We start from the raw sequence: 25,906 nt of genomic DNA, 5'->3' as shown, positions 1-25,906 counted from the left end.
TTCAGCGTTCAATAAATTGTACATTCGTTTTCCCCTTGAATTTCTTTCACAGAATCAGCAATCCGCGCCAGCTTGTCGGGCATCTCCACGTCAGAGGCCTTTAATGGAACGCTTAGCAAGTATTGCAAGTTGTTTTTTTCGAAAACATAAAAATGAAAGTTATGTGCTTCAATATAGATGCCTTTGCCGCCATATTGAAGCACATACTCTTTTCCATCGAAAATTAATTTATTATGAACTGGCCGAATATCAATTGTGAACATGTTTCTTCTCTGGTCTTCATTTACAAACATAATTCTAAGATTGTGATTCAACTTGTAGCGTTTATCTTCATAAAACCTTCCGAATTGATGAGTGAATGAAATCGGTGGAGTCATTTCAGGCAACTCCACCTTACAGTGGAAATGGTTTTCAAATTCGTTAACTGCCTCTTCAATGGATGTATATCCGAATTCTTTATATAATTCATCGAAAGAAGGCGGTGAATTTTGTTCAGCAGCGTAGATTTCTTTATTCGAAATAAAAATAACGATAGCTGTTATCAAAAGATAATTTTTTTTGGTCATTGTATAAATTCCCTCCTCTACTCTGCTTAGGGTTGCTAATAGGAGGAAAAGTATGCAATATAAAAAAGCACCCTAATTTGGATGCTATTTCTATTGAAGCAGCCACTCCACCGCGTCCAACAAGTTTTCAGCGATGTAATCCGGCTCTATGTCTGCCCATTTATGTCGATAATGGGTTAACGAACTTGGACCCCACCCAGTTAAAACTAAAATCTTCTTCGCACCAACTGCGTGAGCTGCTAACATGTCTGTCGACCCGACATCACCAATGAAAGCCGTTTTCGAAAGATCTACTCCATGTTCTTTCGCAGCTTCCCGAAGTAGACCGGGGCTTGGTTTATGGCATTCGCATCCTTCCGAAGAGCCGTGTGGACATATAAATGCATCATCAAAACCAAACGCCATGAATTCATCAAAAAAATCTTTGATATTCGCCTCGCCTTTGCTGATTCGGTGCTGGTTTGTGCAGGCGAATGTCTTGATTCCGTTTTCTTTCAATAGTTGAAGAGCTTCTTTGCTAAAAGGATAAGGAGTGAAATCTCTCGGGTGAATAAAGTGTCCAGTTCCCCCTATTGTTCCGTCACGGTCGATAAAAACCGCTTGCAGCTTATCCACTTGGCACGCCCCTTTCAAATGACTTCCATTACTGCACCGTCTGCCCATACGGAACAGTCCTCAGATCCACCTCCAGATGTTGGCCATCCCTCAATACTTTCAGCTTAATCATTTTGTTAGGCTCTGTTTCTGAAACGATGATTTCCAAATCGTCATAAGAGAGAGTTTCGAAGCTGTTGACATGAGTTATAACATCACCAACTTCAATTAATCCATCTGCAGGGGTATTCGCCTGGATTTTGACTACTTTTGCCCCAGGAATGCCGCTTGGATTCGTCCGATGCAAAACTCCAATCCAACTTCTCCAAAAGTGCGAGCGCAAATCTTCATTTCCTTCATAGACACTCTTCAAATTTCTCATGAACTGATACGTGCCGAACGCCATATTATCCGCTTGCATCATTTCAAAATCACCCGACCAAGAACCCGTATACTCAATCGCCACTACGGATCCGCCGTCTTGCGGTGTAATTGCCCAAGTGGTTAACCCCTCATCTTCCCCTTTAAGGACAAGTTTCCGATGCTCCTCAAGTTCGACAATCGTGCCAACATAGCTGACCCCCCAGCCGTAATCGAGACTAACCGTTCCGCCAACACGAATATCAAGCACGCAATTCCGCGTTTCCCAACGATTCCGTTCTTCCGGTACCGTCAGCGCTTTCCAGACTTTTTCCGGCGGTACTTTCACAAAAATCTCCCGTTTTACCGAATCAATGACTTTCTCCATCGCTTTCTCCCTCCAAATACGTTTTCAACTTCATCAATTTATTGTCCAATACACTTCCGATTTCCTGTTGAAGCTTTTCGTACTGGTCTTGGAAATTGTCTCTTTTTAAACTGTAAACACGATACCTCCCCTCTCTCCTCTCCGCTACCAAATCCTCTTCCAATAAAATTGCAAGATGCTTTTTCAAGGCAGGCTGCGAAATGGTAAATCGCTCAACCAATTCAGACTGCGTATATTCATTCCTAGACAATAAAGTTAGTATTTTTCTTCGAGTCGGATCTGCAATTGCCCGATAAATATCCGTCATGTCTATGCCTCCAAGTCATATAACCATTTCGTTATATATAAAACATAGCAAATCGCACATCCGAACGTCAACAAAAATCAGACTATTTATTAAAAATTCCTTCCAACGGCTCCCACGGATAGATAGTTGCTTCGAATTTCTCTTCAATCACCGCAGGATCATTGTCAGCAAAGTGCTGTGCATCTTCCAAGCTATTAACTTCTAGAATGATCAATCCACCCGTATGATCCATGAATGGCCCGCCCGCAATCAAAATACCTTGAGCCACTGCTTTCCTCACATATTCCCGATGTGGAACGAGACCCTGCTCCCAATGCGGCTTCCCCTCTTTCCACGCCTTTCCTGTTGTGAAATGAATGACAAATTTCATAACTACCCCCTCCTGTCTGCCTGCTTACTTCGACGTGACTTAAACCAATACCTCCCGGGCGAAATGGTAGAGGGACGAATGTGGCATATTGTATTCGTTCTACTGTGTATCTTGCAAGCTCCTCGGCCTTTTTTGGATTCCCTAAGTGATAGTGGCAAAGTGCTTCATAACTGTTCGATATAACTCGCAGCGTAACGTCAATCGGGTTTAGTTGGATGCGTTCAGGAAGGACAATCGGATTTTCTTCAAATATAGATAGCGCCTCCTCATATCGTTCCAATCTCTTCAACACTCTAGCCAATAAACTTTTAGGCAGCGTAATAAATTCACCCTTGGCATCTTTCGGGAACATGGCGGAAGCTTCTATTTTCCCAATCAGCTGTTCAGCTATCGCCAGCGCATTTACATAATCCTTTTCGTAGAACTCCTCCCTGAACACCTGATTCAATTCATGTTCTAACGAAAAGCCCTCTCGCTTGATCAACTGGACAAACAATGAACACTCTTCAACATACTCGCGCGCTTTCTCTGGCTGTTGGCTGTCGTAATAAAGGAAGACCCTCGCATTCAGCAAATTATAATACTGATCCATCACCAACTGTTCACGCGCAAAATGGATTGCTTCATCCAACTGCTATGCGCTTCTTCGTACTGGCCCAATGATTCCAATAAGATAACGGGAGATAAGGTCATTATTAAAGAGGCACGGCCTTTTATCGGAATTTCAAAAGAAGACACTGTGATAAATTTCCGGAAGCAAGAAGAAGAGAAATCATTGTATTTAAGCGATCTCCAGTACGTTCCTAAGTTCATCGAGTCCTTTTACGCATGGGAGCATTTTTACCTAATTCAAGAATATATCGAAGGAGAGACCTTGAGGAATTTTTCATACAAGTATAGTCCAGTAGTTTTCCATGAAACATTAGAAAGTAAATTAAAAGAAAACTAAAAAGTTATAGGGACTGTTATTGACAATCTCCTAGAGGCGTTATTTGATTTACATTCAAGGGGGGTAGCATTGGTAGATATATCCCCTGATAATGTCATGGTTGATGGTGACTTGAATGTTTATTTTATAGACCTGGAAGATTGTTTTATTGAAGCATTTCAAAATAAAGCTTCATACAGCATTCCTAACGCCTATTTTAGTAATAGTGATCTTTTAGATTTAGATATATTCAATCAGGACAAACACAAAGTGGGCTACCTAATCATGAGCGTTCTTTGCAGTGCAAACGAGATGTTATCGATGGATAAGACAGGTGCCATAACATTAAAAATTTTCAATGAATTTTCTAGACGATATTCAATACCGAATAAAATGTATCAAACAATATTAAATTTGATATGCAATCCGAGTTTTAGCCTCTTAAATAGGAAAGAATATACCTATCCAACCGACCAAACTATTTACTCAGTTTCCGAAGATTATAAAATACTTTTAAAGAGCCTAAAGACAGCTAAGAAAGATTGCCTGTCACCGGAAGAATTCTGTGGTCTAATATACATTGAACATGATGCTGCAACAAATATTAATGTTGAAGAGCTATCGCTAGTGAACCAATGTCTCTATCTAATAAAGGAAGTTTCTCACACCAATAATCTATTAATACTGGAAAGGATAATGTCTAAAGAAAGGGAGCTAAAGGAGAATTTGAATCGGTTTATGGAAGAAGCAAATTATAGTTTAACTGATGGTGCACTAGCAGTTGCCTACTTTTATTTAAAGTTGTACGAAGTAACTTTGGAAAAAGAGTTCTTATCAAATACTTTACACATTTTGCTGGAGATAAATGAAGAGGGTAAATATATAAGCCATGGAAAACTAATACCAAATAGTAAATTTACTTGTTCTCCTTATATGAAATATACTTCTGGTTACATCAGACTAGGATTAATGTATTTGAGACATAAAGACAACGATAAACTAAAGACCATTCTAAAGGATTACTTAAAGGGTATTGATAATAACTTCCCCAAAAATCCGTCCTACCTTAATGGGCTTTCGGGAATTGCAGATACTTTTATTGATGCCTATAAATTCTATGGGGATGCAAGTTACTTAAATAGTGCCTTAGATAAATACACAGTCATTAGGCTATTCAAGCTCGATAACGATACTTATCCTTGCAACGACTTAGAAAAGGTCAGTCTTGGTTTTAATAATGGTATGTTAGGTATTCTCCATTTCTTTAATAATCTATTCTCTGAAGTTGAGGTTGGTATATGAAAGACAATGATAAAGAAAGCCGTAGTAGAAAGGAACTCAATTCTATAATAAGACTGTTGATCAATAAGTTCTGGTGGATGAAAAAAGGATGAACATATCAACAACATAAAAAAATGGCTCCGTTGCCGAACGAAGCCATTTTTTTATTGGCTAGTACATTCGTTTGAAATAGCCTCATAAAATGAGCGGAAGTTTTCCTCCATCTTATATGCTTCTGCGAGAATCATTGCTTGTAATGCCTCGGAAACCATCTTTTCACCTTCAACTTTTTGCCCTTCCTTGAATAAATATACGCCTTTAACAAATTTCAGCATGATCTTTTCCAAAAAAAACGTCTCATCAATGGCGAATACACTCATTTTTTTTATGAATATACCGGCTTCGGATATTCGCTCACTTCGGAGACAAACCATAATCATATTTATGATCGTATTAATTACTGTCTCGAATACTTGTCTATCATTATGAAAGATGCTCGTCTTTTTTATTAGTTCCTTAGAAAGTACAATCGATGTTTCGATTGGAAGATAAGCAATTGAGTTCCCAAATAGAACTAAATCAAATTGTGTCCAAATATCACATTGGAATAGATAATCGGTCAGATAATTAATGTGCTCTTGATTTACTTCCTCTTTAAGTAGACTTCTATAGTGCATTTCCAATACAATAGCAGCTAATTTCGAATAATTGCTCTCCCCTTCTTCAAATTGTGACCACTCTTCTTCAACTAATTCTTTTAGCATTTGGACATCTTTCTCAAGTACAGCCTTAGATAAAAATTCTAAAGATGTTTTAAATGTAGAGATGTTGGATAAGAACACAAACTCTCTCATAGAAATCTTAACCTTATTTAGTAAGAGAATTAATTTTTCTAAGGTAATATCTGCCTCGCTTCTTTCAAATCTGGAGATGGTTGATTTGGATATATATTCATCAGATAAATTTTCTATTGTAAGACCTCTTCCTCTCCTAACCTTTTTAAATGTTTTGCCAAAGTTCATTTCTATTACCACCTCATAATCCCTTATAAGGGAATTTTGATTTCTTCATTTATATATATGTGATGATTTACTTAACAAAAACAAGGAGGGAGATTAATTTGAAAGTCTTTTCAGTCTCTTGATTAAATTATATCCTATCTAGAAACAGCTTGGCTAATAATAAAAAGGAATTTATTCTCATGAGCAACACCATAAGCTCTAGGGAATTAACAATGGGAGGTTGCCAAAATGAAAAAATACATGCTTCAGAATCTCTATAGTAATGCTTTAGTATTCACAATGGTATTCGGTTTATCACTACTGGGAGTTGCCACTGCTGTCATTTTGACTTTCGCTACGAACGCTTTGTTGGCTGGTGATTTTAAAACGTTTATCACATGGTCCCTTATCAACCTTCTCGCCTGGGGACTAATGCTTTTATTGAACTATTTTACGTCTGTTTATCAACAAAAAGTCATCCAAAAGATGAGTACACAGATAAGGGTCGATTTTGCAACTGGATTAGAGAATATTGACTACGAGGCTTATCATGAACGTTCCAACGGTCAGTATATCTCTTGGATGACCAACGACCTTAAAACGATAGAAGACGTCGGCTTTAGGAATGTATATGCCTTTGCAGGAAGTTTGTTTAGCATTACATTATCTTCAATTGCATTATTTAGTTACCACTACGCTTTGTTGATTTTAACTATAGTCCTTGCTGTTATTATGTTTTACTTACCAGACAAATTTACCCATCATGTTCAGAAGGCAACATTGAAACTTTCTAAATCAAATGAGAATCTAACGAATAAAATTAAAGGATACTTGGATGGGTTTGATGTTCTATACTTTGCTCAAAAAAGAAATAAACTGAGAGAAAGATTCATGCAAGTAAGTCAAGACTTCGGAAAAGAAAAAGTTAACTATGAAAAAACAAATGGTAAACTCAACAATGGAATCGGGTTGCTAAATATTCTGAGCCAACTACTCGTCGATCTCGCAACTGGCCTACTTGTAATTGCTAAAAGTATTACGTTTGGAGCCATTAGTACTACCGGTAATTTGGCCTCTACAATTTTCAATTCCTTAGCCCAACTTAGTGGTCAAAGAATTCAGATTAAATCATCTCGAGCAATTTTCGAAAAACTTAATAAAGTTATTGATATGGAATATTCATCAGAAAATCATGATATGTCTCAGAATGAGTACCTGGAAGAGCTGGTTTTGGATGATATATCCTTTTCATACGATGGTAAAAAGGTACTTGATAACTTTAATATGGTTATAAAGAAGGGTTGTAAATATGCTATTATCGGTGAGAGCGGGTCTGGGAAAAGTACGCTTCTAAAGATCATAGCTGGTCAGATCAAGGATTTTAAAGGACATTTTTCAGTAAACGGCATTGTAAATAATGGCGATCTTATGCAGATGGCTCAATATATTGACCAAAACGTTTATTTATTCCAAGATAGTTTTCGAAATAATATCACCCTTTGGGATAATTACGCCGATGATCTAATTGAATCATGCATGAAGAAGGCGCACGTTAACTTTTTGAAAGATATTGATGAAATAGCTGAAGAAAACGGAAGAAACTTATCTGGGGGGCAAAGACAAAGAATAGCATTGGCAAGGAGCTTCATTCAAAATAAAAAATTTTTACTTATCGATGAGGGCACTTCTTCATTAGACAGAAAATCTGCAAAGTTTATTGAAGAGGCACTGTTAAAAGACCCAGCATTAACAGTCGTCATGGTTACACATAGACTAGAGCCAGAAAGTCTCGAACTTTTCGACGAAGTTATTGATTTAACACCGAATAATGAGTTTATCCCAACTGCGTAACGTTGGTTAATCACAGTCTTGAAATTGAAAAAGATGGCAGATTAAATAGATAAAACTAATAAGAGGATATTATGTGCAATATTTGAGCATATATCCTCTTTTTTTAATCTTGATACGTATCATACTATCTTTGAAATCGTCTAACAGAAGGTTTTATATCATACGTAAAAGAACATCTATCAGCTGCTTGATGGAGGTTGAATCTAATTATTTCTTTTTTGTTTCCTTCTTCAAAGGAATACCATACTTGACGGCATTTACCCGCATTGCTTAAGGATGTTCTTTAACTTATCCCCCATTTCCACACACTGTTTTTATCAGATGCCAACTCGTGCCAAATGCCCTTCGCTAATCAACAAGGACACTCGTCGAAAGTTTTGCTCGAGCCCGAGTGGTTTTTGCGCCAGTTTGGGCAATTTATGCTCGAGTTCGGACTAGTTTTGCTCGTTCCGTGACTAAAACCCACTCACTTCACAATAAAAACAATGCACACAGCCACCCCCGCTGTGTGCATCGCTTTCCAATCTATCAACTATAAACAGGCTTATCCTGTAGGCGTAGCTTGAAATCCAAATGGGCTGTGTAGAAGTCAGCATCCAACCCTTTTTCCGCCCCGTCATGCTTCTCCAATTTCGTAATAAGCGTTCCGCGCACCCCATTCGCAACGTCGTTGTCCAAGTATTGATTCCCTTCGAAGAATACTTGGGAGATCAATGGATCGCCGTTTTGTGGTCTGAATAGGAAGTGGAGATGGGCTGGTCGGAATGGATGGGAGTCGATCCATGTCAGGAATTTGCCTGTCGGTCCGCCCGTCGGAATCGAGTAGTCGCCTGGGACGATTGTTTGCACTTCGAATTTTCCATTCTCGTCCGTGAACAGCACCGCCCGCAAGTTTTCTGCCGGAATTCCTTCCGCAAATCCTGAGTACTCTCCATTCGAATCCGCCTGCCAAATGTCCACTTTCGTATTCGCCAGCGGGTTGCCGTCTACGTCGGTGACGGTTCCACTGAAGAAAAACACGTCGCCCTTCTCCTCATCGCGCATCGGCATGACGCCTGGATTTTCGATTTCTGTCGCGTTTTCAAGATAGAATGGCCCGAGGATCGTCGGCTCCGTCCCTTCTACGTTTTTAAACATTTCCTGCAGGGCGTGCGTTTCAAAGAAAACATCCATGAATAGCGGAATTTCACCAGCACGTCCAAGTTCGTCCGCCCAATTGACGAGAGCCTGGTAATCATTATGGTCAAGCTCATGCTCCCGAATTAATTCCTTAAATTTAACGACCATTCCATTATAAACATCCACCACTTTTTGATTCATCTCTTCATCCTTTCGTTTTTTGGTTTATTAGTAATCCCTTGCGTAATGGAAAATCTTCTCCACATCCATCTCCATGCCATAGCCTGGTCCGCTCGGGACTTTCAACTGAAAATCTTCATATCTAATCGCATTTAATGTAATTGTGTCTGTGAATAATAGCGGGCCGAACAGCTCCGTGCCGTACTTCATTTCAGGGATTGTCGAATAGAGATGCGCGGAAATGGCTGTCCCAAGCGACGATTCGATCATCGTTCCGCCGTATAGCGAAATGCCTGCCGCTTCCGCAATGGCCGCCGCCTTTTTCGTCGCGGTAAGGCCACCGACATTCGCGGGCTTGATGGAAAAAACATTTCCCGCACGGTTCTTCGCCACTTGATATACCTCTTCCAACGAACTTAGCGATTCATCCGCCATGATTGGAACTTTGAATCTTGACGTCAGGCGCGCCATCCCTTCTTTATTCCAAGCGGGCAATGGCTGTTCAATCAAGTCGATGCAGCCATCCTCCAACGCTTCGATGCAATACATCGCGGTCGTCTCGTCCCAAGCTTGATTGACATCGACCCGGACACTCGCCTCGTCACCGACAGCTTCCTTGATCTTCAGCACGTGGGCGACATTCCGCTTCGGATCACCCATGCCGATTTTCAACTTGAAAATGTTATGCCGTTTCGCATGCAAGCTTTCCTTCGCCTCTTCAATATCCCTTCGCGTATCCCCGCTCGCGAGCGTCCAAGCGACGGGCAATGATGCGTGGATTTGCCCACCGAATAATTCATGGACAGGCATTCCCTTTTCCTTCGCCGCAAGCTCGACAATCGCCGCTTCCACCGCCGCCTTCGCAAACGTGTTGCCGACGACATGCTTGTTGACGGTATGCGAAATCGCATTGAAATGGGCTGCCTTCCGTCCGATGACGAGAGGCTTTATATACTTTTCGATATTCATTTTGATTGCTTCCGGTGTTTCGGCACAATACGAAGCACCGCCGATCGTCGCAACTTCCCCCCAGCCTTCCAGCCCGCCCTCCCCGGTCACCCGGACGAGGATGATCGTCTGCATGACAATCGTATGCATCGCAAGCTGATGCGGCCGGATCGTCGGAAGGTCGACAATGAGGACATCAAGCGTTTGAATGTTCATAGCTCAAACCCTCCCTCGACGAAATCGGCCTCCGTACTTTCCCGAACTTTCTCGATTGTGGCGCCAGGCATGAGTTCCGTGAGCACTAGCTGTTCATTCACGACAGCGAACACGGCCAACTCGGTAATGATCATATCGACGCTGCGGGTTGACGTGAGCGGGAATGTGCATGTTTTCATCAGCTTGCTTTTGCCGTCCTTCGTCAAATGGGAAGTCGTCACGATCACTTTCTTGGCACCTACGAGCAGATCCATCGCGCCGCCAACCCCGATGATGTTTTTTCCGGGAATGGCCCAGTTGGCAATGCGTCCGGTTTCATCGACTTGCAAGGCGCCGAGGATCGCAACATCGACATGCCCGCCGCGGATCATCCCGAACGATTCTGCACTGCTGAAAAACGAAGCACCTACCCGTTCGCCGACCGGCAATTTGCCTGCGTTCACTAAGTTCGGATCCTCTTCCTCCACATCCGTTACGCCTAACAAACCGTTTTCCGTATGAAAGTGGACAAGCTCATCTTCAACGTACTTCGCGACGAGTGTCGGGATGCCGATGCCCAAGTTCACGACAGAAGGGCCTTTCAGTTCATTGGCAGCACGCCTCGCAATCAGCTCTTGCACATTGTTTTCGATGGACGACACCTTCCTTCGTCAGGATTTTCTTTGCAACGATCAGCCTGTCGACGAATAGATGGGGCGTGATGATTTCTTCAGCGGATAGCTCTCCGGCTGCAACAATTTCATCCACCTCTGCAATGACTAGATCCGCGGCAGTCGCCATGACCGGGTTGAAATTCCGGGCGGTCTTATAATAGATGAGATTGCCGAGCGTGTCCGCCTTATGCGCACGGATGAGCGCCACATCCGCTTTCAAGGCCTGTTCGAAAAGATATGGATCCCCATTGATTTCCCGTACCTCTTTCCCTTGCGCGAGCTCCGTTCCGACTCCGGTCTTCGTATAGAATCCGCCGATTCCAGCACCACCTGCACGCATCGCTTCTGCCAATGTCCCTTGAGGCAGCAGCTGCAGTTCAATTTCCCCGCGCTGAAACGCTTCGCCGACTTCCCGGTTGCTCGTAAAGTAGGAGCCGATCGCTCTTCGGATTTTCCGCTGACGGAGCAGCACGCCGAGCCCTTCGCCCGCTTCACCAAGATTATTGCTAATGATTGTCAGCCCATCGACGTCTTTCCCCGTGAGACCTTCAATCAATGTGAGCGGCGCGCCGACGAGCCCGAAGCCCCCTACCATGATTGTCATCCCGCTTTTGATTGCCGAAAGAGCATTTTCAACTCGTTCATAGACGATGGCCATATTAGTCGCCCCCTTCACGCAAGGAATCGCTCGCCTCGAACCAAGCGGGGATACCCGCGGTCAACAGGCAGATGAGTCCAACTTCCGCCAACTCTCCTTCAGTCGCCCCATTCGCCCGAGCCTTCTCCATCCATTTCCCAGCTTCCGTTCCTTGCAGGCAAGTACTATGGATGCCGACCATCAGCAGAGATTTCATCTTCGCACTGACGTTTCCATTTACTAACAGCAAATCGTTACACAGTTCCTCCGGCGCCTTCAATATGTTCGATACAAACCATGCATCCTCATCATCTAAGATGGAGATAAAATAACTTAAAATATGCTCGTTACAAACACCATAAGGCAGCTGTCCTTCCGGCAATCCATTCAATGAACGTGCGTACTTCACGGATTGGATGCCGGTTTGCATCGACTTGAGCCCTCCATACCGGTACGCGACGAGTAAGTACTCGATCAGCTCTGGAATGGTGGCACCCCCATCTATGGCACCTTTCGTATGATAGAGCATGCTCCGCTCGTAGCATCTCGCTGCATTGATTCCAACGAGAAGGAGGTCTTTTTCCTTTCCGGATAAAAGCCCGTCCCCCATGATGGCGCTTCGCAAGCTTGTGTAATGATCAAGCGCATCTGGTCGGTAGGCATGCATTTTTTCGACCCATCCAGGAACTGCGCCATATACTTCCTTGAAGTAAGCCAATCCTTCACTCATCCAAGATCACCCCAGCCAAGAAATCGCGGATTGCCGTCAAGATGTCATCCTGTTTTTCAAAGACCATCGTGTAATGATTGCTATCCGAATTGAACGTTACCAGTTTCGATGTGTGTATTTTCGTCTCTTCGTAATCGGCATCCGTGAAGAACGGAGGGAGCGGTCCGATTCCCCCGTCCGCCTGGATAAGCAACGTTTCGCAAGCGATTTTTCCCATCACTTCAATCGGGTTGAAAAAATCAAAGCTCGCAAAGTCCTCTTCTATATTTTCATACGCCGATTTATGCATCCACCCGTTGCCCGTTCCATGAATTTCATACTCCACAATTTCTTGTACGGCATCAGTCCACTTGATGCCGAGTCGTTTGTAAAGTTGCCGCAGCTCCTCGACATACGCCCGTTTGGATTCATACGTCTTCCGGAGCCTCCCGAGCGACGGCCTGACAATATCGTGCTGGCGTCCCGACATCCGCGCGGCGCCGTCCAGCAAGACAAGCCCTTTCACCGATGGCATTTCGCTAGCCACGAGTGCGGAAATGAAAGCACCCATGGAATGGCCGAGCAAAATCGGGTCTTTTATTCCCAAAATGGCAATCAGTTCCTTTATGTCCTCGGCATGAGAAAAGATGGAGGCGACATCCATCCCCGAACTGTCGCCCCTTCCCCGCAGATCGCAGGCGATGACTCGATAATCGCCCTGCAAGCTTTGCGCATAATGAAGCATGTTCTTATGTGTGCCGGTAAGACCATGAAGCGCGATGATCGTCCCCTTTTCGCCTGGGTAATCGACGACTTGCAAATAACGCCCTTCCAGTTCCACTTTGTATTGTCGTTTTGTCATTCTTTAAAATAGCTCACATCGTCCGGATTGATCCACGTATCGTTCGTCCAACCGTTCAGATCGTAGTCATTCAAGCACTCCTCGGCGAACTTCTCGAACTGGTCGGCTTGCCCGCTCATATTGGCGACGACCAAGTTTTCGAGACGGATGTTTTCGTGGTTGCCGGAGTAGTTGCGCTCATACAGTTCGTGCCTGCCGCCATATTCCGTCCCGATGGCATCCCACAGTAATTTGATGAGCTTGATCTTCTCTTCTGCCCCTACGCCGTATGAACCGCGATATAGTTTATCCAACAGCGGACGCAGCTCCGGATTTTGGAAGTCTCTTGAGCTGGACGGCTGCGCGATTAAGCTTCCCGCGACGACGTTCTCGATAATTTCCTTCACCCGCGGCCACCCTTCGGACATGAACATCCGGTACGCAAGCCCGTAATTCAAATTCGGCAGCTTCGTCCCGTTCCGCCCTTCGTCCGGGTTCAATGCCATTGCGTCGCTTAGCGCCCAGAACATGTTCTTCCAGGCAAGCACCTCGCCGACATTCACTTGGACGCCGCGGAATTGGTCGGAACCGTTCATCTTGACGGCTTTCAGCAATAAACCTGAAACGAAGTCAAGCTTGACCGCAAGCCTCGTCACGCCGTGGAACGTGAATCTGTGGAGGAAACCGCTGTCCGCGAAAAAGCTGTTTGCTTTCTCCACGTCTTTATAAATGATGATGTTCTCCCATGGAATGAGCGCGTTATCGAAAATAAGGACCGAGTCGTTTTCATCGAACCGGCTGCTCAATGGATAGTCGAACGGGCTTCCCATGACGGCGGCGTTCATTTCATACGACGCACGACTGACAAGCTTCACGCCCGGTGTATCCATCGCCGCCACGAACACGAGTGCGAACTCCTCCTTCGTGATCGGCGCAGCGCCGTAATGGGCGACAAAGTTATAATTCGTCAATGCGGACCCCGTCGCGACCATCTTCGCTCCGCTGACGATGACCCCCTGCTCCGTCTCCCCGACTGCCCTGACGAAAATGTCAGCCACGGCATCGAGCGGCTTATGCCTGTCCACTGGCGGATTGATGATTGCATGGTTGAAGAACCAATTCCGCTCCTGCGCTTCTTTGTACCACCTCCGCGCATTATCCGCGTACTTCCCGTAGTAATCCGGGTCCGCGCCGAGCGTCGCGAGGAATGCCGCCTTATAATCCGGCGACCTTCCCATCTGCCCATATGTCAGGCGCGCCCATTGCGCAATTGCGTCGCGGGACTCCAACAAGTCTTGCGCACTCTTGTCCACACGGAAATACTTCTGCGTGAAGCCGCCATTCCCCGTATCCGTCTCGACCGTCAAAACATCCTTCATCTTCTCGTCATGCAACGCATCATACAGCCGTGCAATCGACCTCGCAGCATTCCGGAAAGCCGGATGTGTCGTCACATCTTTCACTTTCTCGCCATGCAGCCAAATTTCCCGTCCGTCCTTCAAGCTCTCCAAATACTCCTTGCCTGTCAATGGCAATACCGTCTTCTTTTCCTGTTCAACTGGCATGAATTCACTCCTCCTTGTCCCATTACACCTATACGTATGCCTGTCTCATAGGAAAAATGCCGAAGCGAGACAAAATGGCCGGATTTCATGCCGAAATAAAAAACGACCGGCTACCAGGGAATGCATCCTCTAGAAAGCCAGTCATTTAATCATATCTCCACTTTTGAAAACTTACCGCCGTAAAAAGCTAGTGGTGTTCCATCTTCATATGCAAACCGTTTCACTTTCCCGACTACTAGCACATGGTCGCCGCCATCATACTCCGCCCACGGTTCACATTCAATAAAGGCGAGCGAGCCTTTAATCTCAATGCCATCCCATTCAAACGGTGCGGGATCTTGGGCTCTGCCCGCAAAATGCATTGCCGTGCCCTGCTGGCTCTCCCGTAAAATATTGACCGTAAAATGATTATTCTTCAAATACGGCAACGCTTTCGCACGCCAATCCACCGACACGAGCACAAGCGGCGGATCAAGCGAAACCGAAGTGAAGGAATTGGCCGTCATCCCATGCTTCCCTTGCTCATGCGCACACGTCACGACCGTCACACCCGTCGCAAACCGGCCGTAACAGTTGCGCAGCTCCCGTATATCCATCATCGATTCACCCATCCGTTCATCTCCTTTCAAATGTTGTATGCTGAAATTGCTCAAATGGACAACTCTTACATTTACTATATGCATGGGATTGACCGGCATATGCTGATGGGGGTTATCACCGAGTTTCCGAGGTTTATCACCGACTCTCAGCGCTTTATCACCGACTTGGGGGAGTTTATCACCGACTCTCGGAGGTTTATCACCGACTCGGGCGACTTTATCACCGTTCGACCATTAATTACCACCTAAGTTTGGTCATGTCGACTGGTTTACCACCGCTTCGGACGTGTTTACCACCGTTGCTCAGCACATTACCACCGACTTTCGATGATTTACCACCGACTCTCAGCACGTTACCACCGCTTCCCAACGCTTTACCACCGTTGCCCGGCACGTTACCACCGATTCGGCCATGCCACATACAAAAAAACGCCGATTCCCCAAAAGGAATCAGCGTTTTCATCAAACTAATATCATCCAAAGAACCATCGTGACGACAATCGTTGTCACACCTTGCAGCAAAGTAGCCATCGTCTGCGCCTTATACGCATCCGTCACTTTCATACCGCTAAACTCCGTGACGACCCAGAAGAAGCTGTCGTTCACATGGCTCACCGTCATTGCGCCCGCACCGACCGCCATGACAACGAGCGCAAGTGGAATCGCACCTTCGATCCCCATTGCCGGAAGCAACGGAGCGACAAGCGTCGACGTAATGACCAACGCCGCAGTAGACGAACCTTGTGCCGTTTTCAGAGCTGCTGCAATGAAAAACGGAACGAGAAGGAAGAATGCGCCGCCAGCTAGCGCTGAGAAATTCATCTCACCGATCAATTCAGCGACACCTGAATTCGAAATGACTCTTCCGAACGCGCCGCCCGCTCCTGTGATGAGCAATATCGGCGCCGCTTCTTTCAGCCCCTCCCCGATCCACTTCGTCAACGTCTCTTCATTCCATTTCGGCAGCAGCAGGAACGCTGCAAGAACACCTAATAATAGGGCCACTGAAGGCGCCCCTAAAAATTGAAGAAAATTGTTGAAGCCGCCTTCCGCCAAAGTCAGTTTCGCAACGGATCCAACCCCGATGAGAACGATTGGCAAGACAATAGGCAGAAACGCTTTGAACGTCGACGGCATTTGGCCGAACGACTTGACGATTTCATCATAATCCAGACCTTCATCCTCGACATCTTCCGGCACGGAAATTTTCGATCCGACCTTCACTGCCCATAAATATCCGACAATGACCGCCGGGATGGCGACGATAAGGCCGATCAAAATAATCGTGCCCAAATAATCTTCAGCCTTAATATTACCAGCCGCCGCAATTGGACCCGGCGTCGGAGGCACTAATGTATGCGTTGCATAAAGCCCTGTCGCGAGCGCAACAGCCATCGACGCTATCGCCACTTTCGCCCGCTTCGCCAACGCTTTTTTCAAGCTGGATAAAATAATGAATCCCGAATCACAGAAAACTGGAATCGAAACGATATATCCGATAATGGACATTGCCAATTGAGGGCGTTTCTCCCCGATCAGGCGCAACACGACTTCCGCCATTCGAAACGCAGCTCCCGATTTCTCGAGAATGACGCCGATGATTGTACCCGCGACAATGACGAGCCCGATTCCCTTCATCAACCCTCCGAAGCCTTCATTCACATTATCAACAACGGTCAACAGCGGCATGCCGGACGTGATGCCGACGAAAAACGCTCCCGCTAACAATGATAAAAACGGATGAACCTTGAACACAGCTGTCAGTACTACGATGAGGACAACACTCAACGCAATCATTGCAAACAACATTCCCTACACCCCTTTTTCTGTAATGAATTCCATCACCTTTTTTGTCTTCTTGCGCAAATAATTGAAAGCATCTGCAATTGCTTCTTCCACGGACACATTTTCATCCACGATCGCGTGGACTTCCGTAAACAGCGGCGTCAATGCATCGCGGTTTTCTTCATCCACAGCACCCGAAATGAGTATGACAGGCTTCCCTTCACGATGCGCCGCCTTCGCAATGCCGAACGGCGTTTTTCCAGAAAACGTCTGCACATCCGTCTTCCCTTCCCCCGTGATGATCAGATCCGCATCTTTCACATGCTGGTCAAAATCAATCGCTTCAAGCACGACATCGATCCCTTGCCGCATTTCACAATTGAAGAACGCTTGGAACGCACCTCCCGCTCCTCCGGCGGCACCTGCACCCTCTTTCGAATGAAGGGCAATTCCCGTTTCTTTTTCAATCGCGTCGGCGAATTTTTGCAAATTCCGGTCAAGACTGTCCACGTCAGCGGGAGTCGCCCCTTTCTGAGGCCCAAAAACAGCCGAGGCACCGTCGCTGCCGACAAATGGATTTTTCACATCACTTGCGATCAAGAATTCACTTTCCGCAATGCGAACATCCCATTTTTCACGATCAATGGAATGAATATGCTCGAGTCCGCCTCCCCCTTTCGGCAGTTCAATCCCTTCTTTATTTAACAGACGCATGCCGAGTGCTTGGAGAATTCCCGCTCCTCCGTCATTCGTTGCGCTTCCTCCAAGGCCGATGATGAATTTTCGATAACCGTTGTCCAATGCGTGTTTGATCAATTCACCTGTGCCGTAGGAAGACGCGGCAAGCGGATTCTTTTCATTTTCCTGTAGCCTCATCAGTCCCGACGCTTCAGCGATTTCAATTGCGCACGTCTCACCGTCTCCGAGAACTCCATATGTGGCGTTAATCGGTCTGCCTAGCGGGTCTTCCACACTTACCGACACATATGTCCCTTTTGTCGCATCGACCAAGCTTCTCATCGTGCCTTCACCGCCGTCTGCAGCCGGCAGCAGAACCGTCTGGATATCCGGATCGACGTCACGTATACCTGCAGCCATCGCCTCGGCGGCTTCGATAGCTGTCAAACTTCCTTTAAACGAATCAGGTGCTACAATCACCTTCATGCAAAGCACCTCCAAAATATTTAATAAAACGCTTTCATTTAATTATATGTTTTGAAAACAAAAATACATTATACTTGATGTATATGTTTCACGTGAAAATGAAGGTTCTTTTTATACATGGGGGTGAATTTTTGATTACGAAGAAGCTGGCAGAGGAAATCGTGGAAAAGACGATGTTCGGGTTGCTTCTTCGATAGCTGTCAAACTTCCTTTAAACGAATCAGGTGCCAAACTCACCTTTATGGGAAGCACCTCGAAATTGATTGATTAAGTTAAAATGCTTTCATTTTATTATATGTTTCGAAAACAAAAATACATTATACTTGATGTATAAGTTTCACGTGAAAATGAAGTTGTTTCTTATACATGGGGGTGAATTTTTGATTACGAAGAAGCTGGCAGAGGAAATCGTGGAGCAGACGATGTTCAGGTTGGACAGGAATTTGAATGTGATGGATACGAATGGAATGATTTTGGCTTCCGGGGAAAAAGAGCGCATCGACCGCATCCATGAAGGCGCCGCGCATGTTGCTAAAACGAGACGACCGCTTTGGATAGATGATGGGAATACATCGGATTGGCAAGGAGCAAAGCCTGGCGTGAACATGCCCATCTATTATAAGGACCGATTGATCGGCGTCATCGGCATTACCGGCAATCCTGAAGAATTGAAAGATATTGCAACGCTCGTACAATTGACGACCGAAATGATGGTCCATCAGGCACTCATTACATCAGAGGCTGAATGGAAACGGAAGATCAAGGAGCTCGTTTTTGAAGAGCTGATTGATAGCGGCCCGCTTACACCGATTGTCATCGACCGGCTTGCCTTATTGGAATTCAACATGACCGGACCTTATTTGACGCTATTAGTGCAAACAAATAATTTGCCTGAATCTCCTCAGCGATTAATTGAAACGATGGAAGAGCAGTTCGAGAGAAACACAGCTCTAATCGGTCACTCACAGTTGAATGAGTTGTTCATCGTTCTGTCCGACGTGAAAATGTCCGTGCTTGAGTTGAAGCTGCAGACAATCCTTGCTTTATTCCAAAAGGATTCCTCCGTCGAAATCGGCGTCGGGTTACCTGTCAAAAACTTGGAAGGCATCTCCCATTCGTATGAAACAGCAAAGTACGCAATTGAATACGGGCATTCGAATGAGCAAATCCATTACTACTATGATGACATTGAACTGATTGCCCTCTTGAAAAGCCGCCCATCCCAATCGAAGGAACGCTTTGCCAGGCGGATCCTTGCCGGATTGAACGAGCAGCTCATTGAAACGTTGGAAGCATTTTTCGAACATGATCAAGCGATTGGTGAAACGGCGGCTGCCCTCGCCATCCATCGCCATACATTGACCTATCGATTGCGGAAAGTGAAGGAGCTGACGTCATTGGACCCGACCCGATTCCGCGACGCGATTTTATTTCACATTGCATTGCTAGTGAGGAGAGAGTGAAGAGGGATTTTTCACGGTTATCACCGCTTAACAAGGGTTTATCACCGCTCAGATGGACTTTATCACCGTTTGACAACAATTAACCTTCAAAAAGGAAAAGCAATGCGCCCGGTAATCGGTGCATTGCTTTAACCAATCATTCCATTGCCGTTTCCGTTAATCAAAATATCCCGTCATCCATCGATATGCGAAAAGAGCAGCTATGACGATGGCAGACCGACCAAGACTTTTAGTAGAAATCTTTTCTTCCTTCTTTCCCTGTGCAATTAAAAGACCAATGATTAACAAAAGCACAGGCATCAATGTAATAAAAATGATTGGTTTATATACTGCTTCCAAAAGGGGATAGGTGACCCCTACATGATCGGAATAAAATAGCATTGCAGTCGTCGCTATAGCAATGACAGACAGTATGCCAATCAGCCATTTTGCGGTTGAGTAGTTCATTGTAGTTACCTCTCATTCACTGCGCATGCAGGGCTTCAAATATTTCCTTTCGGGTGTTTTCAATGAGTTCGAGCTTCTCTTTCTTAATGGATTCGCCGTATTCCCGCATCGTTTTACGGCGTTCATCAATCAAATCCGACAAGGCGAACTGCGTCTCGTTGTCGATTAGATCCTCATCGCGCAACACCTTTACAGCCATTCTCAAGTTGCTGTTTTCCTCTGCTGCAAAGTCAAAGAAGCTAGAATGAAGTTTAAGAACTTGGTCATTCAGGCGAATTGTATGATTGTTAATTTTGATTCCATGTACTGCTTTTTGGTTCAATTCGCGAACGACCGCATTCGCTTCGGCTAGCATCGATTGGAATGTTTTTTGAAAGTCGACTCTCGATTTGACGTTGGCATATTTCCCATTGCCCTCTTCCGCCACTTTCTTCAATTGCTTTTGTCCTTCACTATCCAAGTTGAAACCGAGGACATTCACTTCAACGTTCAGGTCGGATGCCGCTAATTTTTTAGCTTCCTCCACTGGATTTCCTCCACACGTTTCCACTCCGTCGCTAATGACAAAAATCATATTCTGTGTCTTGGCAGAAGCCTTGACTCGTAAATCTTCCCCGCCAGCTTTAATGGCAGCGGCAAGCGGCGTCCATCCAGCAGCATCGAATTTGGACAAAGCTTCATTAAATGATTTCTCCTCGTAAAAATCAGGGCTGTATAAAAGCTCATTGCTTGCGCATGACATCGCTTTGTCTGCAGAAGAACCTGTTCCTTCATGCCCGTAAACACGGAGGGACACGATGGATTCTTCCGGCAGGCCCGCACCGAAACGTTTAACCGCATCCTTCGCAAGAGCCATCATCTGCTCTCCGCCAACATAGGCTTTCATGCTGCCGCTCGCGTCGATCAACACTGAAATGTTCAATTGCTTCATTTCCTGTTTATCGATTCCATATTCCCCGTAGTCCGGCTCAAAATTGACAAGAGGATCGTGGACGCTTGAATAATCCATTGCATACCAATCGACGATGCCATTATAAATTTCTTCAACAGTCATATTCTCGACCGGTAAATCCTTCATTGCCGCAAAGTCTTCTATCGTCAATTTCCCCTTTGCCGCCGCTTGGATTTCCTTCATCTTTTCTCCGGCACCTAGGGAGATAATGTCACTAGCTTCAGTAGGTGCTGGGGGAAACTCCGGTACACTCTTCGTCTCCTCGGCACCAACTTCCTTATCCTCCGGTGAATTTATTTCCTCTGCAGATCCCTCAATATCCTTTATTGATTTTTCGCCACTATTGCATCCTGCAATTATAATTAATAAAGAAGCCATTGCAGATAGTACTAACTTTTTCATCGTAAGTTACCTCCAACTTCATCGTGCAAGATTCATAGGCAATTGACACTATATGTATATGATTACCATTTCAAATTTTCGTTGTCAAAAAAGGTATGAGCACTTCGTACATCAAACAGGATAATAGGCATTAGGTATAAAGGCACCACCTTTCTTGTATGTACATCTATTGATTGCTTATCTGCTAATCCCAAGTAAAAAAGCGTGATAAATAGCACACTAATCATGGCCACAGCCCCTTTGGCTGGGTCTTTTTATTCTTTTTTTAGGGCTCACGTCTAAATATCTCGGACTAAGACTATTGGGTATCCACTTCTCAAACTTTCATTTGATTTGTTTATAAAGTCTTTTGTACTCAATTTCTTCAAAAAAAAATCCCTCATTGACATTTTTCACGTCAATGAGGGTAAATTTAGTTCGTCAGCTCTATGATCACAAGAAAAACTCCTGTGAGGAAGAGCGCAACATGGCCGATGCAGATTTTCGGATATTTACGTCCAGAAGTGTTGATTGAGCACGGTCTGGAAATGAGAAAGGCCTTTTTCAAACTGCTTACCCTTTCAATGCTGCCTGCACAGCTTGCGTATCAAAGCCTAAAATCCATTGGCCGTTCAATTCGGTTTGCGGTACTCCCATTTGCCCTGTCGTTTCGACGAGCTTCCGACCTGCTTCTTCGTCCTCTTGCACGTTCACTTCACGGTATGGGATATTTTGTTCATCCAAATAATTTTTCATCATTGTGCAGTATGGGCATGTGTTCGTAGTGTACACTGTAGCTGTAGCTGTCGTCATTTTCATCTCTCCTTTTAGGTTTAGATTTCATTTTAATGATATACCCCGTTAGGTATAAAAGCAAACATATGGATTATATGGAGGTTCGGTAAATATGAACGTAATTCCGGTCGGGATTTGGGGTGGCTATCCGAAAGCGAATGGGGCCACTTCGGCATTTTTAATTGAGCATGAAGGCTTCCATTGCCTCGTCGACTGCGGAAGCGGCGTGCTCGCTTCCGCGCAAAATTATGTACCATTGGAAAAGTTGGATGCAGTCGTCATCAGCCATTATCATGCGGATCATATCGCGGACATCGGCAACCTCCAATATAGCAGGCTCATCAATTATTATCTCGGACAACCGTCGCCTGCATTGCCGATTTACGGACATGATCGGGACAAGGAGAATTTTGAAAAGCTGTCTTATAAAGAGCAGACCATTGGCGTCGCCATACAGGAAACGGACATTGTCCATATCGGACCTTTTGAGGTTTCATTCTGTGAAACGATTCACCCCGTCTATTGTTTAGCATTGAAATTCACGGTTGACGGCCGTTCCGTCACGTTGACAGCGGATACGGAATGGCATGACAAACTAGTGGAATTTGCAAGCGGAACAGATTTATTGATCAGCGAAGCGAATTTATACGAGGAGCATCTCGGCAAAGCGCCGGGACATATGGCAGGAAGCGAGGCAGGACGACTTGCGAAGCTGGCGGGCGCGAACCGGCTCGTATTGACACATCTGCCCTTACACGGCGATCCGACGGATATTTTGAGAGCGGCAAAGGGAGTTTATGATGGTGACGCCGAATTGGCGGTCGTCGGGAAGGTGTACGAAGTTTAATGATAGGATTATTCGCAGGAGCTACGGTATTTTCTTATCGGAGAGCTCCTGCTTGTAATCTTAATCTGCCAAGTGGATACTAACAGTATGGTACTATTATTTACATAATAATTGAATATGTGAGGTACTCGTTTATATGGATTTGATTTCAGATGTATTGCGAAAAAAAGGAGTTAAACGGTTCATTATCTTCGCTTTGATCATCATCATTCTGTTTAGCGTAAGAAGCATGATGAATTTAATCTTATTGACCTTTATTTTTTCATTTTTAATGAATCGGCTTGTCTGTTTTACAACCAAGTATGTTCGACTTAATCATAAACTGATTGTAATATTCCTCTACACATTGATTGTCGGTTTGTTGACGATCAGCCTCGTCAAATATTTACCGATCATCACACTTGAAATCAGCCAACTCATTAGGCAAATTAGTAACTTCTCCACCCAGTCACATGACAACCGATTGCTCGGATTTCTTGAGTCTGTCATTTCCAGTGAACAAATTAAGAGTTATGTAGAAAACGGATTCTCATATTTACTTAAATCTTTTACTGACATTAGTAAAACTAGTATCCAGGTACTTCTGGCAATCATATTAAGTTTGTTTTTCCTTCTTGAAAAACCTCGGTTAATTGAATTCACAGGTAAGTTTAAAAACAGTAAGATCGCCCCGTTTTATTATGAAATTGAATTTTTCGGCAAGAAATTTTCTCGTACATTCGGCAAAGTAATCGAAGCACAGTTCATTATCGCACTCGTCAATACGTTTCTGTCTGTCATCGTCTTGATGATCCTCGGTTTCCCGCAAATTATCGGATTGGCCATCATGATTTTCTTCTTAGGGCTCATTCCTGTCGCCGGCGTCATCATTTCACTCGTACCACTGACGATTATCGGTTTTACGATTGGCGGCATTCTAACAGTCGTCTATTTGCTTGTAGCTATAATGGTTATTCATGCAGTGGAAGCTTATATATTAAATCCGAAGCTAATGTCTTCCAAAACGGATTTGCCGGTATTTTATACGTTCATCGTCCTCATCTTTTCGCAGAACTTCTTTGGCGTCTGGGGATTGATCATCGGGATTCCAGTGTTTGTCTTCCTGCTAGACATACTCGATGTGACAGACAAAGAACCGGAACAGACTACCTAAACAGACATCTATTGTTGGAAAAATAAGCACAGAAAAAGCGGGCAGTATGGCAGCTGCCCGCTTTGTTTTTATGTTTTGACGAATTTTTTCAGTTACTCAATCTTCATCCCGTTCGAATGAAAGGATGGCGCCTGAGTAGGCATGGATATCCAGCTCATATTCGATGTCGCCGTCTTCCATTTCAATTTCATAGACATTGTCGTCCAGCTCGAAATCAGTTACAACGCCGCTTGCATGTTGCTTCGCAATGGCAAGCGCCTGCTCTTTCGTAAGCATTGTATTATTGTTTGATCTCTTGTTATCTACCGGTTTTACAGCTTGCTTTTGCGTTGTCTGTTCGACGACGTTCAACGTAGAAGCTGCAACTTTTTCCGTCTGCGCCTTCACTTCTTTTTTAGCGCTACGGTAACGGTCTTTTTCAAATTTCAAAAACTCGCCAGTGACAGCATCCAGCTCGATTTCGTATTTGAATTGATCATCTTTCATTTCGATCTCGTATTCTTTACGACCGTCATCGGTATCCAGCTCAATCTCTTTCACTGTACCCGCTGCCTTCTTTTTAGCAATGGATATCGCTTCCTCTTTCGTCAGCAGATTGCCAGATGTAGCTTGCTTACGGCCCTTCTCCACTTCTTTTTCAAACTTGATGATTTCTCCTGTGTACGCGTCCACTTCTAAGTCATACTCATACTTTCCGTCTTTCAAATCGACGTCGAAATGGTAACGGCCGTCGTCTTTATCCAACTCGATTTCCGTCACGATGCCACCTTTCACTTTCTCGGTAGCAACCTGTTTTGCTTCCTTCAAAGTGATCAGGTTTTCTGCTTTATTAGAAGTACTCGGAACCGAGTCCTCCGCCATTGCAACACTTCCGACAGCTACGACTCCTGCCATTGCAGGGATCAACATCCATTTTTTCATGTTTGTTTTCCTCCTTTTTTCTTCTATCTTCATACTACCTCGTGAAGATGAGAGGATATTGAGAGGAATATTAGAAATTGATGAGAATCAATTTCTTAATTTAATCATCCCAAGTGACAGTCATCACTTTTCCTGATATCGCATGGATTTGATACGTAACTTCGTCCATATCATCATCCGTGTCGATTTCAATCTGCACTAAATAATAGCCACCGTCTTCCGAATTCACAAAATCCACATCATCAACTTCGCCAATCGCTCCGGCCGGCAATTGGGCCATTCCAATCTTTTTTGCCTTTTGCTCGGAGATGAGAACGGTTTTTCGCTGCTTTTCCTTATTCGCCGGCTTGCTAGCTGGTTTGGATTGCTCGGGTGTTTTGTTGGCACTCGGCTTCGGAACTTCGGTTTTGCTTTCCGTCTGATCTGCCGCGCTGCTATCTGTTGCTTTGTTATCTGGCTCTTTCTTTATCTCACTATCTGTTTTAGCCGTTTCGTCAGACGAATTTTCAACTGGCGTCGCCGTTTCGTCCGTATTTCCGGCTTTTTCTCCTTCATCTGTCTCCATGACGATATCGGGCTTTGATGTTTCTTTCGTCTGAATGAGTGAAAGAACTTTGCCCGATCCTGCGTCGACTTCCACAGCGTATTCCGCCCCTGCTCTTGAAACTTTCGCTTTATACACAGATCCATCCAACATGAGATCTTTCACTTCTCCATCGTAAATCATCGCTAATTGGGAGCTGATCTCCTCTTTCGGCAAGGTTTCGGCCTTCGTCAGCTTTCCTGCCGTATACAGCTGCCCTGCGATGACAATGATGATCGTCAAGACAATCGGGATGAACCAAGGTTTTTTCCATATATTCATGCAAAAATCCTCCTTTCTTT

General features: G+C 44.7%; 28 protein-coding genes. 5 read left to right on the top strand and 23 right to left on the bottom strand.

Going from position 1 to position 25,906, the window contains the following annotated elements; translation table 11 throughout:
* Positions 1 to 8 precede the first annotated feature (8 nt).
* The 6 genes from NIT04_RS01050 to NIT04_RS01025 form a co-directional block, all read right to left on the bottom strand.
* Complete coding sequence (locus NIT04_RS01050; RefSeq protein WP_252501759.1) at positions 9 to 566, bottom strand: carbon monoxide dehydrogenase; 558 nt, start codon at positions 564 to 566, stop codon at positions 9 to 11.
* A 90-nt stretch (positions 567 to 656) separates the two neighbouring features.
* Positions 657 to 1,181: an HAD-IIIA family hydrolase gene (locus NIT04_RS01045; protein WP_252501758.1), complete on the bottom strand. Its 525-nt coding sequence runs from the start codon at positions 1,179 to 1,181 to the stop codon at positions 657 to 659.
* Between the two features lie 28 nt (positions 1,182 to 1,209).
* Positions 1,210 to 1,908: an SRPBCC domain-containing protein gene (locus NIT04_RS01040; RefSeq protein ID WP_252501757.1), complete on the bottom strand. Its 699-nt coding sequence runs from the start codon at positions 1,906 to 1,908 to the stop codon at positions 1,210 to 1,212.
* Positions 1,892 to 2,215: a helix-turn-helix transcriptional regulator gene (locus NIT04_RS01035; protein WP_252501756.1), complete on the bottom strand. Its 324-nt coding sequence runs from the start codon at positions 2,213 to 2,215 to the stop codon at positions 1,892 to 1,894. Before NIT04_RS01035 ends, NIT04_RS01040 begins: the two co-directional genes overlap by 17 nt.
* 82 nt (positions 2,216 to 2,297) lie before the next feature.
* Positions 2,298 to 2,483: a YciI family protein gene (locus NIT04_RS01030; RefSeq protein WP_252503156.1), complete on the bottom strand. Its 186-nt coding sequence runs from the start codon at positions 2,481 to 2,483 to the stop codon at positions 2,298 to 2,300.
* Positions 2,410 to 3,216 (bottom strand): lipopolysaccharide assembly protein LapB, encoded by an 807-nt coding sequence (locus NIT04_RS01025; protein ID WP_252503226.1) that lies wholly within the window; start codon positions 3,214 to 3,216, stop codon positions 2,410 to 2,412. Before NIT04_RS01025 ends, NIT04_RS01030 begins: the two co-directional genes overlap by 74 nt.
* A 387-nt stretch (positions 3,217 to 3,603) precedes the next feature.
* On the opposite strand from NIT04_RS01025, the gene NIT04_RS01020 reads away from it, so the two are divergent.
* Positions 3,604 to 4,815, top strand: coding sequence for a lanthionine synthetase LanC family protein (locus tag NIT04_RS01020; RefSeq protein ID WP_252501755.1), 1,212 nt, complete (start codon positions 3,604 to 3,606; stop codon positions 4,813 to 4,815).
* A gap of 143 nt (positions 4,816 to 4,958) precedes the next feature.
* On the opposite strand, the gene NIT04_RS01015 is transcribed toward NIT04_RS01020, so the two are convergent.
* Positions 4,959 to 5,816: a helix-turn-helix domain-containing protein gene (locus NIT04_RS01015; RefSeq protein WP_252501754.1), complete on the bottom strand. Its 858-nt coding sequence runs from the start codon at positions 5,814 to 5,816 to the stop codon at positions 4,959 to 4,961.
* 228 nt (positions 5,817 to 6,044) lie between these two features.
* On the opposite strand from NIT04_RS01015, the gene NIT04_RS01010 reads away from it, so the two are divergent.
* Positions 6,045 to 7,646 carry an ABC transporter ATP-binding protein gene (locus NIT04_RS01010; RefSeq protein ID WP_252501753.1) on the top strand — a complete coding sequence of 534 codons (1,602 nt, stop codon included), beginning with the start codon at positions 6,045 to 6,047 and terminating at the stop codon, positions 7,644 to 7,646.
* Between the two features lie 528 nt (positions 7,647 to 8,174).
* Here the strand turns inward: NIT04_RS01010 and NIT04_RS01005 are convergent.
* The 11 genes from NIT04_RS01005 to NIT04_RS00955 form a co-directional block, all read right to left on the bottom strand.
* The gene (locus tag NIT04_RS01005) at positions 8,175 to 8,966 is read right to left on the bottom strand and encodes a dioxygenase (RefSeq protein WP_252501752.1); all 792 of its coding nucleotides are present in this window, start codon (positions 8,964 to 8,966) and stop codon (positions 8,175 to 8,177) included.
* 27 nt (positions 8,967 to 8,993) lie between these two features.
* Positions 8,994 to 10,109, bottom strand: coding sequence for a muconate/chloromuconate family cycloisomerase (locus NIT04_RS01000; RefSeq protein ID WP_252501751.1), 1,116 nt, complete (start codon positions 10,107 to 10,109; stop codon positions 8,994 to 8,996).
* A complete protein-coding gene (locus NIT04_RS00995; RefSeq protein WP_252503155.1) occupies positions 10,106 to 10,741 on the bottom strand; it encodes a 3-oxoacid CoA-transferase subunit B in 636 nt (211 codons plus the stop codon). The genes NIT04_RS01000 and NIT04_RS00995 overlap by 4 nt, the downstream gene beginning before the upstream one ends.
* Positions 10,695 to 11,420 (bottom strand): CoA transferase subunit A, encoded by a 726-nt coding sequence (locus NIT04_RS00990; protein ID WP_252501750.1) that lies wholly within the window; start codon positions 11,418 to 11,420, stop codon positions 10,695 to 10,697. The genes NIT04_RS00995 and NIT04_RS00990 overlap by 47 nt, the downstream gene beginning before the upstream one ends.
* Before the next feature lies 1 nt (position 11,421).
* The gene (locus NIT04_RS00985; RefSeq protein ID WP_252501749.1) at positions 11,422 to 12,129 is read right to left on the bottom strand and encodes a carboxymuconolactone decarboxylase family protein; all 708 of its coding nucleotides are present in this window, start codon (positions 12,127 to 12,129) and stop codon (positions 11,422 to 11,424) included.
* Complete coding sequence (locus NIT04_RS00980; RefSeq protein WP_252501748.1) at positions 12,122 to 12,970, bottom strand: alpha/beta fold hydrolase; 849 nt, start codon at positions 12,968 to 12,970, stop codon at positions 12,122 to 12,124. The genes NIT04_RS00985 and NIT04_RS00980 overlap by 8 nt, the downstream gene beginning before the upstream one ends.
* The gene (locus NIT04_RS00975) at positions 12,967 to 14,514 is read right to left on the bottom strand and encodes a 4-hydroxyphenylacetate 3-hydroxylase family protein (RefSeq protein ID WP_252501747.1); all 1,548 of its coding nucleotides are present in this window, start codon (positions 14,512 to 14,514) and stop codon (positions 12,967 to 12,969) included. Before NIT04_RS00975 ends, NIT04_RS00980 begins: the two co-directional genes overlap by 4 nt.
* Positions 14,515 to 14,663: 149 nt before the next feature.
* A complete protein-coding gene (locus tag NIT04_RS00970) occupies positions 14,664 to 15,125 on the bottom strand; it encodes a flavin reductase family protein (RefSeq protein WP_371922477.1) in 462 nt (153 codons plus the stop codon).
* 226 nt (positions 15,126 to 15,351) lie between these two features.
* Positions 15,352 to 15,576 carry a hypothetical protein gene (locus NIT04_RS00965; protein WP_252501746.1) on the bottom strand — a complete coding sequence of 75 codons (225 nt, stop codon included), beginning with the start codon at positions 15,574 to 15,576 and terminating at the stop codon, positions 15,352 to 15,354.
* Positions 15,576 to 16,922 carry a GntP family permease gene (locus tag NIT04_RS00960; RefSeq protein ID WP_252501745.1) on the bottom strand — a complete coding sequence of 449 codons (1,347 nt, stop codon included), beginning with the start codon at positions 16,920 to 16,922 and terminating at the stop codon, positions 15,576 to 15,578. The genes NIT04_RS00965 and NIT04_RS00960 overlap by 1 nt, the downstream gene beginning before the upstream one ends.
* Before the next feature lie 3 nt (positions 16,923 to 16,925).
* Positions 16,926 to 18,062, bottom strand: a complete 1,137-nt coding sequence (locus NIT04_RS00955) for a glycerate kinase (protein WP_252501744.1) — start codon at positions 18,060 to 18,062, stop codon at positions 16,926 to 16,928.
* 380 nt (positions 18,063 to 18,442) lie between these two features.
* On the opposite strand from NIT04_RS00955, the gene NIT04_RS00950 reads away from it, so the two are divergent.
* Complete coding sequence (locus tag NIT04_RS00950; RefSeq protein WP_252501743.1) at positions 18,443 to 19,525, top strand: sugar diacid recognition domain-containing protein; 1,083 nt, start codon at positions 18,443 to 18,445, stop codon at positions 19,523 to 19,525.
* A gap of 156 nt (positions 19,526 to 19,681) precedes the next feature.
* Here NIT04_RS00950 and NIT04_RS00945 read toward each other — a convergent pair whose 3' ends face one another.
* The 3 genes from NIT04_RS00945 to NIT04_RS00935 form a co-directional block, all read right to left on the bottom strand.
* The gene (locus NIT04_RS00945) at positions 19,682 to 19,972 is read right to left on the bottom strand and encodes a hypothetical protein (RefSeq protein ID WP_252501742.1); all 291 of its coding nucleotides are present in this window, start codon (positions 19,970 to 19,972) and stop codon (positions 19,682 to 19,684) included.
* Positions 19,973 to 19,988: 16 nt separating this feature from the next.
* Positions 19,989 to 21,326, bottom strand: a complete 1,338-nt coding sequence (locus NIT04_RS00940; protein WP_252501741.1) for a VWA domain-containing protein — start codon at positions 21,324 to 21,326, stop codon at positions 19,989 to 19,991.
* A 552-nt stretch (positions 21,327 to 21,878) separates the two neighbouring features.
* Positions 21,879 to 22,118, bottom strand: coding sequence for a glutaredoxin family protein (locus NIT04_RS00935; protein ID WP_252501739.1), 240 nt, complete (start codon positions 22,116 to 22,118; stop codon positions 21,879 to 21,881).
* 94 nt (positions 22,119 to 22,212) lie between these two features.
* Between NIT04_RS00935 and NIT04_RS00930 the strand changes: the two genes are divergently transcribed.
* Together NIT04_RS00930 and NIT04_RS00925 are read left to right on the top strand one after the other, a co-directional pair.
* Positions 22,213 to 22,947: an MBL fold metallo-hydrolase gene (locus NIT04_RS00930; RefSeq protein ID WP_252501737.1), complete on the top strand. Its 735-nt coding sequence runs from the start codon at positions 22,213 to 22,215 to the stop codon at positions 22,945 to 22,947.
* Positions 22,948 to 23,083: 136 nt separating this feature from the next.
* A complete protein-coding gene (locus tag NIT04_RS00925) occupies positions 23,084 to 24,100 on the top strand; it encodes an AI-2E family transporter (protein ID WP_252501736.1) in 1,017 nt (338 codons plus the stop codon).
* A 96-nt stretch (positions 24,101 to 24,196) separates the two neighbouring features.
* Here the strand turns inward: NIT04_RS00925 and NIT04_RS00920 are convergent, their stop codons facing one another.
* The gene (locus tag NIT04_RS00920; RefSeq protein ID WP_252501735.1) at positions 24,197 to 25,021 is read right to left on the bottom strand and encodes a PepSY domain-containing protein; all 825 of its coding nucleotides are present in this window, start codon (positions 25,019 to 25,021) and stop codon (positions 24,197 to 24,199) included.
* Between the two features lie 100 nt (positions 25,022 to 25,121).
* Positions 25,122 to 25,886 carry a PepSY domain-containing protein gene (locus NIT04_RS00915; protein WP_252501734.1) on the bottom strand — a complete coding sequence of 255 codons (765 nt, stop codon included), beginning with the start codon at positions 25,884 to 25,886 and terminating at the stop codon, positions 25,122 to 25,124.
* Positions 25,887 to 25,906 lie beyond the last annotated feature (20 nt).

Source organism: Sporosarcina sp. Marseille-Q4943 (genome assembly GCF_943736995.1).
Taxonomy (GTDB): Bacteria; Bacillota; Bacilli; order Bacillales_A; family Planococcaceae; genus Sporosarcina.
Note: the sequence above shows the minus strand (reverse complement) of the source record. Positions and strands in the feature narration are given on the sequence as shown.